The sequence below is a fragment of the Rhodococcus sp. NPDC056960 genome, assembly GCF_042674125.1.
Classification (GTDB): Bacteria; Actinomycetota; Actinomycetes; order Mycobacteriales; family Mycobacteriaceae; genus Rhodococcus_F.
The window spans coordinates 412817-426178 of record NZ_JBHURF010000002.1 but is presented as its reverse complement, the minus strand read 5'-3'; the positions used below and the strand labels follow the sequence as shown (position 1 = coordinate 426178).

The following is a 13362-nucleotide window of genomic DNA, read 5'->3' as shown; positions in this document are numbered from 1 at the left end:
CCACGTCGTCGCCCACCGGCCGTGGGCAGGACCACCGGGAGGCAACGGATGACGTCGCAGCAGCAGGACACCGGGGCGGACTACCGCGGGCCGCTCGCACCGCCGCCCGCCAGCGGTGTGCCGCTCGCCGTCGTCGCGATCGTCGCGTTCGTGCCGTTCGGCATCGTCGCGCTGCTGCGTTCGCTCACCGTCCACCGCCTGTGGGAGAGCGGCGAATACGACCGGTCCGTGCGCGCCGCCGCCGACGCCCGCCAGTGGTCGATCCGCGCGATCGCCCTCGGCGTGTCGATCGCAGTGTTCGCCGTCGGGGCGGCGCTGGTGCTGTCGAAGTCCTAGGCCGGCGAAACACCGGGAGCGGGAGTCGCTTCCACCCGGGCCCGCGGGCGCAACCAGTCCGGCAGCCACCGCGGTTGATCGTCGGGGGCCTGGTCGAGTACCCCGCCCGCCGGGTCGTCGACGAAGCCGTACCGCACGAGGTCCTCGCCGGGACGGTAGATCTGGCGGATGATCAGCGCGCAGATGACGACGACGGCGACGTCGCGGACCACCACCGCGGCGGTGAACCACTGCTCGGGGAGTCCCTTGTTGGACACGCCCAGGTAGTAGAACATGCGCGGCACCCACACCAGCGCGTCGATCGTCATCCAGGCCAGCAGGATCCGCCGGTGCGGGAACGCGAGCACGGCCAGCGGCACCAGCCACAGCGAGTACTGCGGGCTCCACACCTTGTTGGTGAGCAGGAAACCCGCCACCAGCAGGAAGCACAGTTGTGTCAGCCGCGGCCGGCGCGGCGCCGTCAGCGCGACGTATCCGATTCCGACGCACACGAGGACGAACAGCACGAGCGACACGGAGTTGAGCACGGTGGGCGCCTGACCGGACGGGAGGATGCCGTCGAATCCGGTCCAGCCCGTGAACGACGAGATGACGTTGTAGACGGAATCCGGGTCGGCGCCGCGTTCGGAGTTGAGCCGGAAGAACTCGGCCCAGCCGCGCGGGAACAGCACGGCGATCGGCAGATTCACCGCCACCCACGCGCCGACCCCGGTCAGCGCCGTCACCGACCACTCCCGCACCTTGCCGGTGCGCAGGCACAGCACCAGCAGAGGTCCGAGCAGGAGCAGCGGATACAACTTGGCCGCGCCACCGAGCCCGAGCAGGATCCCGGCGAGCACCGGCCGTTTCCGCGACCACGCCAACAGGCCGCCCGCCGCGAAAGCCGTTGCGAGGGGATCGAAATTCGTGAACACGTGCACGATCACGAGCGGGGACCCGGCGATCAGCGCGGCATCCCAGATGCGGCGCCCGGCCAGCAGCGCGCTGGCCCACACCGTGACCAGCCACGCCAGCGCCAGACCGAACGCGACCACGTTGAAGTAGAGCGCGACCTGCAGCGCACCGGGCAGCCAGTGGACCGCGTCCCACGACTTCGCGATCGTCATCGCGCCGTACTGGTAGAGCCCCGAGATCACCGGGTACTCCATGTACCGGCGTTGCACCTGGCCGTTGCCGGCGGACTCCTCCCACCACTTCTTGTAGGGGAAGGCGCCCTCGTTCAACCGTTCCGCGCCGTACAGGGGCACCGTGTCCGAGTAACACATCGCGACGTACTGCCGGCTGCCACTCCAATCGAGTCCGAGCGCGCCGTTCGCGCCGACCGGCGCCTGCTGGATGCACGGAGCCTTCGCGAACCAGCCGAGCGCGAGAAACACGATCGCCAGCAACAGGATGGCGCGCATCGGTGTGAAGAACCGGCTACGCCCGACGACCGCATGCCGTCCGACCGGACCGCCGATCACCCCCGACAGGTCGGCGGTCAGCGGGTCGGTGCGCCCCGGAAGGTCGCGCCAGTCCGCGGAACGCCGATCCTTCGCCAGAGGCGCGGGCGAGACGAATCCCGCCTCGCCCGCGTCTCGGACGGCGTGCGCGTCACGGTTGTCGGCCACTCCGCGAGGCTACCGGTCGCCGTTAACGGGTCGGAACCTGCTGCTGACCGTTACCCGCGTTCGGCGGCGTGGTTGTCTTCGGCTCCGCCGGAACCGCCGGAGGCTGCGTCGTCTGCCGCGGGGCGAGACCCGGAATCGGAATGGTGATCCCGGGCAGGATCTCCACCGGCGACGGCGTCACGACCACCGGCGGCACGAGCTCCGTCGGCAACTGGAACGTGCTCGTCGGCGGCGCCGACGTCTTGGTCGGTGCGGGCGCCGAATAGGCCGGGACACCCGACTGACCACCGATCGCTCCCGGCTTCGGGAACTTCTCGACGTCGGTGCCGTCGAGGGCGCCGTCCATCGTGTCCTTCCAGATGTCGGAAGGCAGACCGGAACCGTAGATCATGGCCCCGCCGCTGTTCTCCAGCGCCGAACCGTCGGTGGTGCCCACCCAGACCGCCGTGGACAGCGACGGGGTGTACCCGACCATCCACGCGTCCTTGTTCTTCCCGGTGTCGCCGAGCTGCGCGGTACCCGTCTTCGCGGCCGACGGTCGTCCGCCCGCCAGGTTGTGGTTGCGCGAGTACCCGGCGATGGGCTCCATCGCCGACGTCACGTTGTCGGCGACGTCCTTGTCGATGCGGTCCTCACCGGTGTCGCCGCCGCGGTCGAGCAGGACGGTGCCGTCCGCGCTCACGACCTTCTGCACGAAGTGCGGGGCGTGATACGTGCCCGACGCCGCCAGCGTGGCGTACGACGACGCCATGTCGAGGACCCGCGACTGGTACTGACCGAGCACGATGCCGTTGTTCGGTCCGCTGCCGTCCGGCTCGGTCAGCGACGCACCGACACCCGGGATCTCCTCCGGGATGCCCGCCTTGTGGGCCATGTCGGCGATCGCCTGCGGTCCCCCGTCGAGTGCGAGCTCCTGACGGTAGAAGCTGGTGTTCAGCGACCGCTTCAGCGCCTCGGCGATGGTGCAGGTGCCGCAGCCCTCACCTTCGACGTTGCTGATGGTGATGCCGTTGACCGTGAGCTCCGAGCTGTCGTACATCTGCGACAGCGGGATGCCCTGATCCAGGGCCGCGGCGAGACCGAACACCTTGAACGACGAACCGGTCTGCAGTCCGGCGTTCGCGAAGTCGTATCCGCCGCCGTCCTCGCCGCCGTAGTACGCCCGCACCGCGCCGGTCTTCGGATCGACCGACACGACACCTGTACGCAGGTTCTCCGGCTCACCCTTCATGTTGGAGCGGGCCGAATCGACCGCCGCGGCCTGCGCGACCGGGTCGATCGTCGTGGTGATCTCGAGGCCCTCCGTGTTGAGCAGCTGCTCGCTGATCCCCGCCTCACCCAGCTCCCGCAGAACCTGGTTCTTGATCAGGCCCTCCGGACCGGAGTCCTGGTTGCCGTTGTCGACCTGCGCGATCGGCACGTACGGCGGGTACTGCATGCCGGCGCGGGCCGACTGCTCGAGCGTTCCCGCCGACACCATGCCGTCGAGCACGTAGTTCCAGCGCGCCTGCGCACCCTCCGGGTTGGTCTCCGGATCCAGCAGCGACGGCAGCTGGATCGACGACGCCAGCACCGCGCTCTCCTCGACCGTCAACTGGTCGACGGGCTTGTTGAAATACGCCTTCGACGCCGCGGCGATCCCGTACGCACCACGCCCGAAGTAGATGGTGTTCAGGTACGCGGCGAGGATGTCGTCCTTGGACCACTCACGGGCCATCTTCGACGAGATGACGAGTTCCTTCATCTTTCGCGTCAGCGAACGCTCGGAACCGACCATCGTCTTCTTCACGTACTGCTGCGTGATGGTCGAGCCACCACCGGCGCTGTCCTTGCCCAGGACGTTGTCGCGGGCGGCACGCGCGAAACCACCGATCGAGAAGCCGGGGTTCGAGTAGAAGTCCCGGTCCTCGGCAGCGAGCACCGCGTCACGGGTGTGCTTCGGAATCTGGTCGAGCGTCACCTCGGTGCGGTTGCCCTCGGGCGGCACGACCTTGCTGAGCACCGACGTGCCGTCGGACGCGTAGATCGTGGCCACCTGATTGGTCTTGAGGTCGCCGGGGCGCGGAACGTCCTGGACGACGTACGCCGCCATGAACAGCAGGATCGGGATGATCAGACCCAGCGCGACGCACGCGTACGCCGTCCGGCGCACGACCTTCCACCGCGACTTCTTCACAGCCGTCTTCTTTCCACCCTTGGGAGGTTCACCCCCGCGGCCGCCACCACCGGTCTTGCGACCGTTCGACGGCGGAGGTCCCGGCGGGCGCCCACCGGGGCCCGACTGGTTCCGCGCCACCGGGGGCGGGCCCGCGGGACGTCCGGGCGGCGGGCCCGGACGACGCGGCGGGGGACCCTGCGGCGGCGGACCGGGGCGACGCGGCGGCGGGCCGGGCGGACGGCCACCACCCTGCGGGGGCGGAGGCGGCATGCGACGCGGCGGCGTGCCGCCCGGTTGACGCGGCGGGGGCCCACCCGCAGGCTGTCCGCCGCGGGGTGGTGGACCTCCGGGGCGTCCCTGTGGCGGGGGGCCACTCGGTCGTCTCGGTCCGTTCGGTCGATCACCCGGGGCGTTGCTGCGGGGGGAACTCACGTACAAATCTCCAGTGGGTCGTGGACCGGCTTCAGTCCTGCGTTACGTCGGTGGGCATTCTTCGGCCCGCGTCCGTCTTCGGGCGTGTGTCTACTCGCTCGCGGTCCGGCGGGGCCGTGGCGAAGATCGCCGCGGCCGTTTCGGTGCGGGCACGGTACCGAGAACATAGGACTGAACCAAATGGTTCCAGCTGCATGTCCGGCACACCTCGACCACGTGAACCGAGAATTCCTCCTGAGTGGACGCGAGACGCACCAACTCTTCGGCCGTACGAGCGGAACCCGACACCGGGCCCAACTTGTCACCGAAGACCCAGGAGACCAGAGTCAACTGCTCCTTACGGCAGATCGGGCACACCACATCACTGCCCTTGCCGTGGAACTTTGCGGCACGAAGCAGGTAAGGGCTGGCGTCACAGACCTCCGTGACACCCGTCCTGCCCGAGTAGACCTCGGCCAGGAGAGACCGGCGCTGAAGCGCATAGTCCACCACCTGCCGCTGTATTCGCACGGAGACCAGAGTACGTGCGTCCCGTCGGGAGAGAAGGGGTCGGTCGAGTGACGCTGGTCAAACACGGTTACCCCATTACGATGCCGGTGTGGCCTCAGGACCGTCCTCGCAGACTCGCGCACGCGACCTCGACCGGGTCAACGCGTGCAGCCGGCTCGACGCCGCCTACGCCGACGGGCAGCTCGGTGCCGCCGAGTACCACGACCGCAGCGCCCAGGCCATGTCCGCCAAGACCCTCACCGAACTGAATGTGCTGATCAGCGACCTGCAACTGCCGTCGTCGATCACCGATCAGGCACCGGTCCGGGCGCCCCGCTCACCCCGCCGGGTCCTGCGGATCGCGGTCGCGTGCGGCGCGGTCGTCGCGGTCGGAGCGATCGGTCTCGCGCTCACCGAGCAGGACGGTCCCGACCCCGTCACCGTCCCCGTTCCCGCCCACGTCGAGAAGGCGGTGGCCCAGCCGGAGGTCGAGGTGCCCGCTGTCGACCCGATCATCGTCGGCGGGGCGCAGCCCCTCACCCAGGACGGGATCTACGCCCTCTTCGAGCAGTACCGGCAGAAGTTCGGCGACCTCACCGTCCACGAACTGGCGCTGTACGACAAATACGCCATCCTGTCGAGGACGGCCGCCGACGCGCCCGACAAGGTCGACCGGTACGACTTCCGCGGCGGATTCAAGGTGTCGGGCACCCGCACGCAGCGCCTTCCCGGGACCGGCGAAGTCGACCTCGCCCAGGTCGACGTCCCCGCACTCGTCGCCCTGCTCGGCGACGCACCCCGGCTGGTCGGGGTCCCCGACGGCACCATCGGCCACGTCCTCCTCGCCGACGGCGGCAAGGGACCGTCCGTCAACGTGTACGTCTACGACAGGGCACAGTCCGGCGGCGGGTACCTGCGCGCGACACTCGGCGGAGACGTGTGGCAGGTGACGCCCGCGAATCAGTGACGGGCGCTCTAAGATCCTCCCGTGGCCAGCCGATACCCACCGAACACGCGGGCGCGCGACGTCGATCGAGCCAACACGTCCGCACTGCTCGACGCGGCGTTCGGCGACGGCCAGATCAACGAGGCCGAACACCGGGCGATGTCCGACCTCGCCGCCGAATCCCGCACCCTCGCCGACCTCGACGTCCTGGTCAGCGACCTGCAACGACCCGCCGACGCACCACCGGACGCGACGCCTCCGCGCGACACCGCCCGGCACTGGTTCCCCGTCGCGGTCGCCGCTGCCGCGGTCGTGGCCGCCGTCGGCGCCTTCACCCTCGTCGACAGCGACGACGCGCAGGCCACCGCTACCCCCGCCGCGCAACAGGTCGACTTCGATTCCGTGCAACCCCTGGTCGTCCCCACGCCGAGCCCCGTCACCCCCGACGGCATGAAGCTGTTCCTCGACCGGTACCGCGCCAAATTCGGCGACCTCGTCGTCGACGAACTCTCCCTCTACGAGGCCGGCCACGGAAGTCTCGAGCGGGCACTCCCGCTCGAACCGAACCGGGTGGTGAGCTACGACTACCGCGGCGGATTCACGCTGTCGGGCACCCCAACCACCCGGAAGGTCGACACCCCGACCTTCGATCTGTCGACGCTGAACCTCGACCGGATCGGCGGAACTGTCCTGGGCGCTCCGGTGAGCCTCAACGTCCCCGACGGAAAAGTCAGCCACATCTCGTTCCAGACCGACAGCGGCGGCCCCACCGTGTCGATCTACGTGAACAACGAGTTCAGCGAGAGCGGACACATGGAACTCGCCCCGTCCGGTGAACCGCTCAGTGTTCGCCCCTTCGGCAGCTAGGACGCAGATGCCCAAGACCACACTCGCCGGTTTCCGCGCCCGCGACTCCGACCGCGCCGACGCGTGCGGTCTCCTCGACGCCGCCCTCGCCGACGGCCAACTGTCCGCCTCGGAACACGCCTCACGCACAGCCACCGCCATGAAGGCGAAGACGTTCGACGACCTCGAGCGCCTGATCGGCGACCTGCAGATCCCCCGCCGGCTCGCCGCCAGCCCCGTCGTGTCCCCGCGGCGCCGCCGATCACCCCGACGGTGGGTCTACGCCGCCGTCCTCGTCGTCGCCGCGGCCGCCGTCGGCGGTATCGCCGGAGCGATCGCGAACAGCGACCTCGGCCCGGCGAAAACCGTCCCGACCCTCACCACCGGCGCCGGCCTCCACTTCTTCCTCGACGAATACCGCGCCGAATACGGCGACCTCGTCGCCGACGAACTCGGCCTCTACCCCGCCCACGCCGTCTTCGACCGGCCCGCACCCGGCAACAACCGCGAGTCCGACCCCCACCTCTACGACGGCGAATTCGACGACTGGGGCAGCCCCACCACCCGAACCGACGACGACAGGTCCTTCGACCTCGCGGCCGTCGACCAGATCGCGATCGCCGGACTCCTCGCCGGAGCACCCGACACCCTCCACGTCCCCGACGGTGCCGTCGAAATCATCTCCTTCGGCTACGAACCCGGATCCGACAACGGACCACCCACCATCTCCATCCACGTCAAGAACGACGCCGGACACACCGGCCACATGGTCGTCGGCTTCGACGGCGAACCCTTCGACATCTACCCCTACGAAAACTGAAGGTCCGGGGGGCACGGCGCCGTTCACCTCGTCGTCGCCACCCAATGTCACATCCGTTCAGTCAGACGCCACCGGTGTGACATTCGGCGACCGGCACCCACCAGCCGGCTCCCCGTCGTCCCCACTGCCTCCGCCGCCCAATGTGACATGCGTTCAGTCAGACGCCACCGGTGTGACATTCGGCGACGCACCCACCAGCACTCGCCGCCGCCCAATGTCACATCCGTCCAGTCAGACGGCACCCGTGTGACATTCGGCGACCGGCACCGACCAGAACTCACCGCCGCCCCGACCCGCGTCAACCACCTGTGACGGGTTGTCCCATGTATCGAGCGGGCGTATCGTCCTATATATCGGTGCGATATAGTTTTGAATCGCATCACACGGTTAGGTCGGGCGACTCAGGGGGTGAACGTGCTCGAATTGGCAATTCTCGGGCTGCTTCACGAGTCACCCATGCACGGATACGAGTTGCGCAAACGGTTGACGGGGCTGCTGGGCGCTTTTCGCGCCTTTTCCTACGGTTCCCTCTACCCGACGCTCCGACGCATGCAGGCAGACGGTTTGATCGCCGAGGACGCAGGCCCTCCGGGGACCGTCAAGCGTCGCGCCCGCCGCGTCTACCAGCTCACCCCGATCGGCAAGGAGCGGTTCACCGAACTGGTCGCCGATACGGGTCCGCAGAACTACACCGACGATGGATTCGGCGTCCATCTCGCCTTCTTCAGCCGCACACCCGCAGAGGCGCGGATGCGGATTCTCGAGGGCAGACGACGTCAGGTCGAGGAGCGCCGGGAGGGGCTTCGAGACGCGATCGGCAGAGCAAGCGGCACGCTGGATCGCTACACCAAGCAGCTCCACCAGCTCGGTCTCGAATCCAGTGAGCGCGAAGTGCGCTGGCTCAACGAGCTGATCGCCGCCGAGCAATCGACAGCAACACCTAAGAAAGAAGGAGAACCCGACCATGGGTGAGAACAGCACCGCGGTGCGCGTAGCCATTGTGGGCGTGGGGAACTGTGCCTCGTCCTTGGTTCAGGGCGTGCAGTACTACAAGGACGCCGACGAGACGGCGACCGTTCCCGGCCTCATGCACGTCAAGTTCGGCAAGTACCACGTGCGCGACGTCCAGTTCGTCGCCGCGTTCGACGTCGACGCCAAGAAGGTCGGATTCGACCTCTCCGAGGCCATCTTCGCCAGCGAGAACAACACCATCAAGATCGCCGACGTCCCGCCGGCCGACGTTCCGGTGCTGCGCGGCCCCACCCTCGACGGCATCGGCAAGTACTACGCCGAGACCATCGAGATCTCCGAGGCCGAGCCGGTCGACGTCGTCAAGGCCCTCAAGGACGCCAAGGTCGACGTGCTGGTCTCGTACCTGCCCGTGGGTTCCGAGGACGCCGACAAGTTCTACGCCCAGTGCGCGATCGACGCGGGTGTCGCGTTCGTCAACGCCCTGCCCGTGTTCATCGCTTCCGACCCGGAGTGGGCTGCGAAGTTCAAGGACGCCGGCGTCCCGATCGTCGGTGACGACATCAAGTCGCAGGTCGGCGCCACCATCACCCACCGCGTGATGGCGAAGCTGTTCGAAGACCGCGGCGTGCAGCTCGACCGCACGATGCAGCTCAACGTCGGTGGCAACATGGACTTCAAGAACATGCTCGAGCGCGACCGCCTGGAGTCGAAGAAGATCTCGAAGACGCAGGCCGTGACGTCGAACCTGACCCGCGACCTCGGTCCGGGCAACGTGCACATCGGCCCGTCGGATCACGTCGGCTGGCTCGATGACCGCAAGTGGGCGTACGTCCGCCTCGAGGGTCGCGCGTTCGGTGACGTTCCGCTGAACCTGGAGTACAAGCTCGAGGTCTGGGACTCCCCGAACTCGGCCGGCATCATCATCGACGCCGTCCGCGCGGCCAAGATCGCCAAGGACCGCGGCATCGGTGGACCCGTCTACCCGGCGTCCGCGTACCTGATGAAGTCCCCGCCGGTCCAGATGGCGGACGACAAGGCTCGCACCGAGCTCGAGGCGTTCATCATCGGCGCGGAGTAAATCCGCGCAGCAGCAATAGGGCGAATGCACCTTTCGACGTCTTCACGGCGACGAAAGGTGCATTCGCCTTTGTGTTCGACTTCTTGTCAGACCCTCCCTCTACGGTGACACCCAGGATTCATCGAGGGAGGCGTGATGTCCGACAACACTTTCGATCGAGAGATCGACGACGCCTGGACCCAACTCCAGGACCGTCTGACCCGGTACGTGCATGCGATGGAGGACGACGACGAACTGGTGCTGCAGTCGCAGTACGACAGCGTCGACGACGGTCTCGTCGAGACGGCCGCGTGCGTGCGGTTCTTCGCCTGGGCGGGCGACACGGTGCGGTGCGAAGTGCCGTCCAACCGCTTCCTGCATCCGGCGCGGGCGCTCACCGAGGAGGAGCGCGATCGACTGATCGAACTCGGCTGGAACCGCCCCGACCTGTGCGAGCGGGTCGACGAGGGCAACGGTTCCGCGTCGTACTACCTCGACGTCGATCGGGAGGACGCCGAGCGGGTGGCGTCGATGACGGTCACCGTGTTCCGGGAGATCTGGGATCTCCTGCATCCGTCGTTCCTGAAGGCGATCACCGGGGGCCGCAGCGAAACCCCGGTGTTCGACAGCGCGGACGCCCCCGGCCCGTTGCGCGACGGCGCCGGGCTGCGTGACCGTGTCGATGCGGCGGTCGAAGCCATGCTGGAGCAGGCGCCGGGCCGGGATGCGGACGGCGACATCCTCGTGTGGGTGGGTGAGCTCCCCACCTACGTGCGGGTGATCGAGGAGGATGCCCGTGTCGAGGTGTTCGCCCGGGTGGTCCACACGATCAGCGACCGCACCCGCACAGCGGAGGCACTGGCCGACCTCAATCGCCAGTGGCCCGACATCAAGTTCCTGCTCATCGTCGACAACGTGGTCGCCGTCATGCGCGTCGACGGTGCACCGTTCGTCGCCGATCATCTCGTGTCGGTGTTCCGGATGTTCGAGCATTTCGTGGACACCGTCGACGACGCATTTGCCGAAAAACTCGGCGGCAAACTCAATTCCACTCCCGACGCCCCCACTGCGGACGCCGAGCACGCATGCGAGGACGAGTTTCCCGCCGCCCTCGTGACGCTGATCCACCTGGATTCCGAGAGCGGACTCGACGCCGACGACGTCGCGGAAATCTGCGGACGCGACCGCGACACCATCCTCGAATTTCTCCGCCTCTGCTCGGAGCAGGAGATCGAGTGGCGTCACAACGCGGAACTCGCCCGCGAAGCGGAACCCGAGGAAGCCGACATGTGCGACGACGAATCGAGGGCCTGGGCCAAGACGAAGGAGAGCCTGCGCGCCGCGCTGCGGGTCGTGGTGCTGCCGAACAGGACTCCGCCGCGCGGCGGGTTCCAGAACCTCGGCTAACCCGGCAGCGGTATGACGACGCCCGGCAGGATTTCGATCTGAGTCGGCGCCGGGACGGGTGCGGGCACCGGTGGGAGGATTGGGGCCGGCACGGTGGCGGGTGGCACCTCGACGGGTGCGGGGGTGGGCGCACCGGGCGGCGGGACCACCCCGCTGGTGCCGGTTCCCGTTCCGTCGCCGCTGGTTTGACCGCTCCACGTCGGCACACCGGCCTGGCCGCCGATCGGATCGGGCCACGGGAAATCTTCCCAATCGGTGTCTTCGAGGGCGCCGTCCATCGTGCCCTTCCAGATGTCGGACGGCAGGCCCGAACCGTAGATCAGGCCGCCCCAGCTGTTGTTGATGGCGGTGGCGTCGGACTTCCCGATCCACACCGCCGTCGACAGCGACGGCGTGTACCCGACCATCCAGGCGTCCTTGTTCTCGCCGGTGTCCCCGAGCTGCGCCGTGCCGGTCTTCGCCGCCGACGGCCGTCCCCCCGCCAGCGCGTGCCCGCGCGAGTAGGACGCAATGGGCAGCAGGGCCTGGCTGATGTTGTCGGCCACCGCCGCATCGAGCCGGCGCTCCCCCGGGCTGGGTGCGCGGTCGAGGAGCACGACGCCGTCGGCTGTCACGACGCGCTGCACGAAGTACGGCTGGTGATAGATGCCCGACGCCGCGAGCGTCGCATACGCGGACGCCATGTCGATCGGCCGCGACAGGTACTGGCCGAGGACGATGCCGCCCTCCGGTTCGCCGCCGTTCTCGCTGAGCGTCTTGCCCTGCACCCCGGGAATGAACTCGGGGATCCCCGCCTGGTGCGCTGCGTCGGCGATGGCTTGCGGACCGTTGTCCATCGACATCATCAACCGGTAGAAGCTCGTGTTCAGCGACCGCTTGGTGGCCTCCGCGATGGTGCACGTCCCGCAGGACTCGCCCTCGACGTTGCCGATCTGGACGTTGCCGACGGTCAGCGGGGCACTGCTGAAGCGGGCCGACAGGGGGATGCCCTGCTCCAGGGCCGCGGCCAGGCCGAACACCTTGAACGACGACCCCGTCTGCAGCGGCGCCTGCGCGTAGTCGAATCCGGCGCCGTCCTCGCCGCCGTAATAGGCGCGCACCGCGCCGGTGCGGGGGTCGATGGACACGACAGCGGTGCGCAGCGCCGGGTCCTCACCCTCGAGGGTGTCGTGGACGGCGTCGATCGCGGACTGCTGCGCCCGCGGATCGATCGTGGTGGTGATCTGCAGCCCCTCGGTGTTGAGGGTCTGCTCGGAGATCCCCGCATCCGACAGCTCGCGCAGCACCTGGTTGCGGATCAGTCCGTCCGGGCCCGGGGCCGAGTTGGCGTCGGTGGGCCGGTTGGACGGCGCGGTGACCGGGAACTCCGCGGCCGTGCGGTCCTGCTGGCTCAGCACACCCATCGAGACCATGCCGTCGAGCACGTAGTTCCATCGCGCCTGCAGCTGGTCGAGGTTCGCCTCGGGGTCGAGGTACGAAGGGCTCTGAATCACGGACGCGAGCACGGCGCCCTCCGCCACGGTGAGGTCGCCGACCGGCTTGTCGAAGTACGCGCGCGACGCCGCCTCGATGCCGTAGGCGCCGCGACCGAAGTAGATGGTGTTGAGGTAGGCGGCGAGGATCTCGTCCTTGGACCATTCGCGGGCCATCTTCGTGGAGATCACCAGCTCGCGCATCTTGCGGTAGACGTTGCGATCCGCGCCGACCAGCACGTTCTTGACGTACTGCTGCGTGATCGTCGACCCACCGCCTGCGCTTTCCTTGCCGAGGACGTTGTCGCGGGCGGCGCGCATGAACCCGGTGACGGAGAAGCCGGGGTTGGAGTAGAAGTTGCGGTCTTCCGCCGACAGGACGGCGTCGCGGACGTGCTGGGGAATGGCGTCGAGTGCGATCTCGGTGCGGTTGCCCTCCGGCGGGATCACCTTGGTCAGCTCGGTGGTGCCGTCGGCGGCGAAGACGGTGGCCACCTGGTTGGTCTTCATGTCCGACGGGCGCGGGACCTCGGCGCGGACGTAACTGACCAGGAACCCGACGAGCGGGATGACCAGCAGCAATGCGATCACCACCAGGCTGACCCGGCGGACCGTGCGCCACCGGGTGCGCTTCGTCTTGCCGTCCGATGCCGGAGTGGTCGTGTCGGCCGCACCGTCGTCAGACGGCGGGGTGCCCCCCGGATCGGAGGCAGGGGAACCCGTCGCGTCGTTGCCAGAACTCACTTACACACTCCCGGTCAGTTATCCGGTCACGGAGGATCGTCGCACCCACCCGTACGTATGTTATGTGAATGAC

The 13362-nt window shown here is 68.3% G+C and carries 11 protein-coding genes; 7 read left to right on the top strand and 4 right to left on the bottom strand.

The window, feature by feature from the left end:
• The first annotated feature begins 48 nt into the window (after positions 1 to 48).
• The gene (locus tag ACFTWF_RS04955; protein ID WP_378460152.1) at positions 49 to 336 is read left to right on the top strand and encodes a CD225/dispanin family protein; all 288 of its coding nucleotides are present in this window, start codon (positions 49 to 51) and stop codon (positions 334 to 336) included.
• On the opposite strand, the gene ACFTWF_RS04950 is transcribed toward ACFTWF_RS04955, so the two are convergent.
• The 3 genes from ACFTWF_RS04950 to ACFTWF_RS04940 all read right to left on the bottom strand — a co-directional run bounded on the left by ACFTWF_RS04950 (position 333) and on the right by ACFTWF_RS04940 (position 5046).
• Positions 333 to 1946 (bottom strand): glycosyltransferase family 87 protein, encoded by a 1614-nt coding sequence (locus tag ACFTWF_RS04950; protein WP_378460151.1) that lies wholly within the window; start codon positions 1944 to 1946, stop codon positions 333 to 335. The genes ACFTWF_RS04955 and ACFTWF_RS04950 overlap by 4 nt on opposite strands.
• 22 nt (positions 1947 to 1968) lie before the next feature.
• Complete coding sequence (locus ACFTWF_RS04945) at positions 1969 to 4242, bottom strand: transglycosylase domain-containing protein (protein WP_378460150.1); 2274 nt, start codon at positions 4240 to 4242, stop codon at positions 1969 to 1971.
• Positions 4243 to 4626: 384 nt separating this feature from the next.
• Positions 4627 to 5046 (bottom strand): DUF5318 domain-containing protein, encoded by a 420-nt coding sequence (locus ACFTWF_RS04940; RefSeq protein WP_185726449.1) that lies wholly within the window; start codon positions 5044 to 5046, stop codon positions 4627 to 4629.
• A gap of 88 nt (positions 5047 to 5134) precedes the next feature.
• Between ACFTWF_RS04940 and ACFTWF_RS04935 the strand changes: the two genes are divergently transcribed.
• From ACFTWF_RS04935 to ACFTWF_RS04910, 6 genes are all read left to right on the top strand, one after another.
• Positions 5135 to 5992, top strand: a complete 858-nt coding sequence (locus ACFTWF_RS04935; RefSeq protein ID WP_378460149.1) for a DUF1707 domain-containing protein — start codon at positions 5135 to 5137, stop codon at positions 5990 to 5992.
• A gap of 21 nt (positions 5993 to 6013) precedes the next feature.
• Positions 6014 to 6838 (top strand): DUF1707 domain-containing protein, encoded by an 825-nt coding sequence (locus tag ACFTWF_RS04930; protein WP_378460148.1) that lies wholly within the window; start codon positions 6014 to 6016, stop codon positions 6836 to 6838.
• 7 nt (positions 6839 to 6845) lie between these two features.
• Positions 6846 to 7637, top strand: a complete 792-nt coding sequence (locus tag ACFTWF_RS04925; RefSeq protein ID WP_378460147.1) for a DUF1707 domain-containing protein — start codon at positions 6846 to 6848, stop codon at positions 7635 to 7637.
• Between the two features lie 414 nt (positions 7638 to 8051).
• Positions 8052 to 8609 (top strand): PadR family transcriptional regulator, encoded by a 558-nt coding sequence (locus ACFTWF_RS04920; protein WP_141470616.1) that lies wholly within the window; start codon positions 8052 to 8054, stop codon positions 8607 to 8609.
• Positions 8602 to 9687, top strand: coding sequence for an inositol-3-phosphate synthase (locus ACFTWF_RS04915; RefSeq protein ID WP_378460146.1), 1086 nt, complete (start codon positions 8602 to 8604; stop codon positions 9685 to 9687). The genes ACFTWF_RS04920 and ACFTWF_RS04915 overlap by 8 nt, the downstream gene beginning before the upstream one ends.
• Positions 9688 to 9822: 135 nt before the next feature.
• Positions 9823 to 11073 carry a hypothetical protein gene (locus ACFTWF_RS04910; RefSeq protein ID WP_378460145.1) on the top strand — a complete coding sequence of 417 codons (1251 nt, stop codon included), beginning with the start codon at positions 9823 to 9825 and terminating at the stop codon, positions 11071 to 11073.
• Here ACFTWF_RS04910 and ACFTWF_RS04905 read toward each other — a convergent pair.
• Entirely contained in the window at positions 11070 to 13289 is a 2220-nt protein-coding gene (locus ACFTWF_RS04905; RefSeq protein ID WP_378460144.1) for a transglycosylase domain-containing protein, read from the bottom strand. The two genes, ACFTWF_RS04910 and ACFTWF_RS04905, sit on opposite strands and share 4 nt — an antisense overlap.
• Positions 13290 to 13362 lie beyond the last annotated feature (73 nt).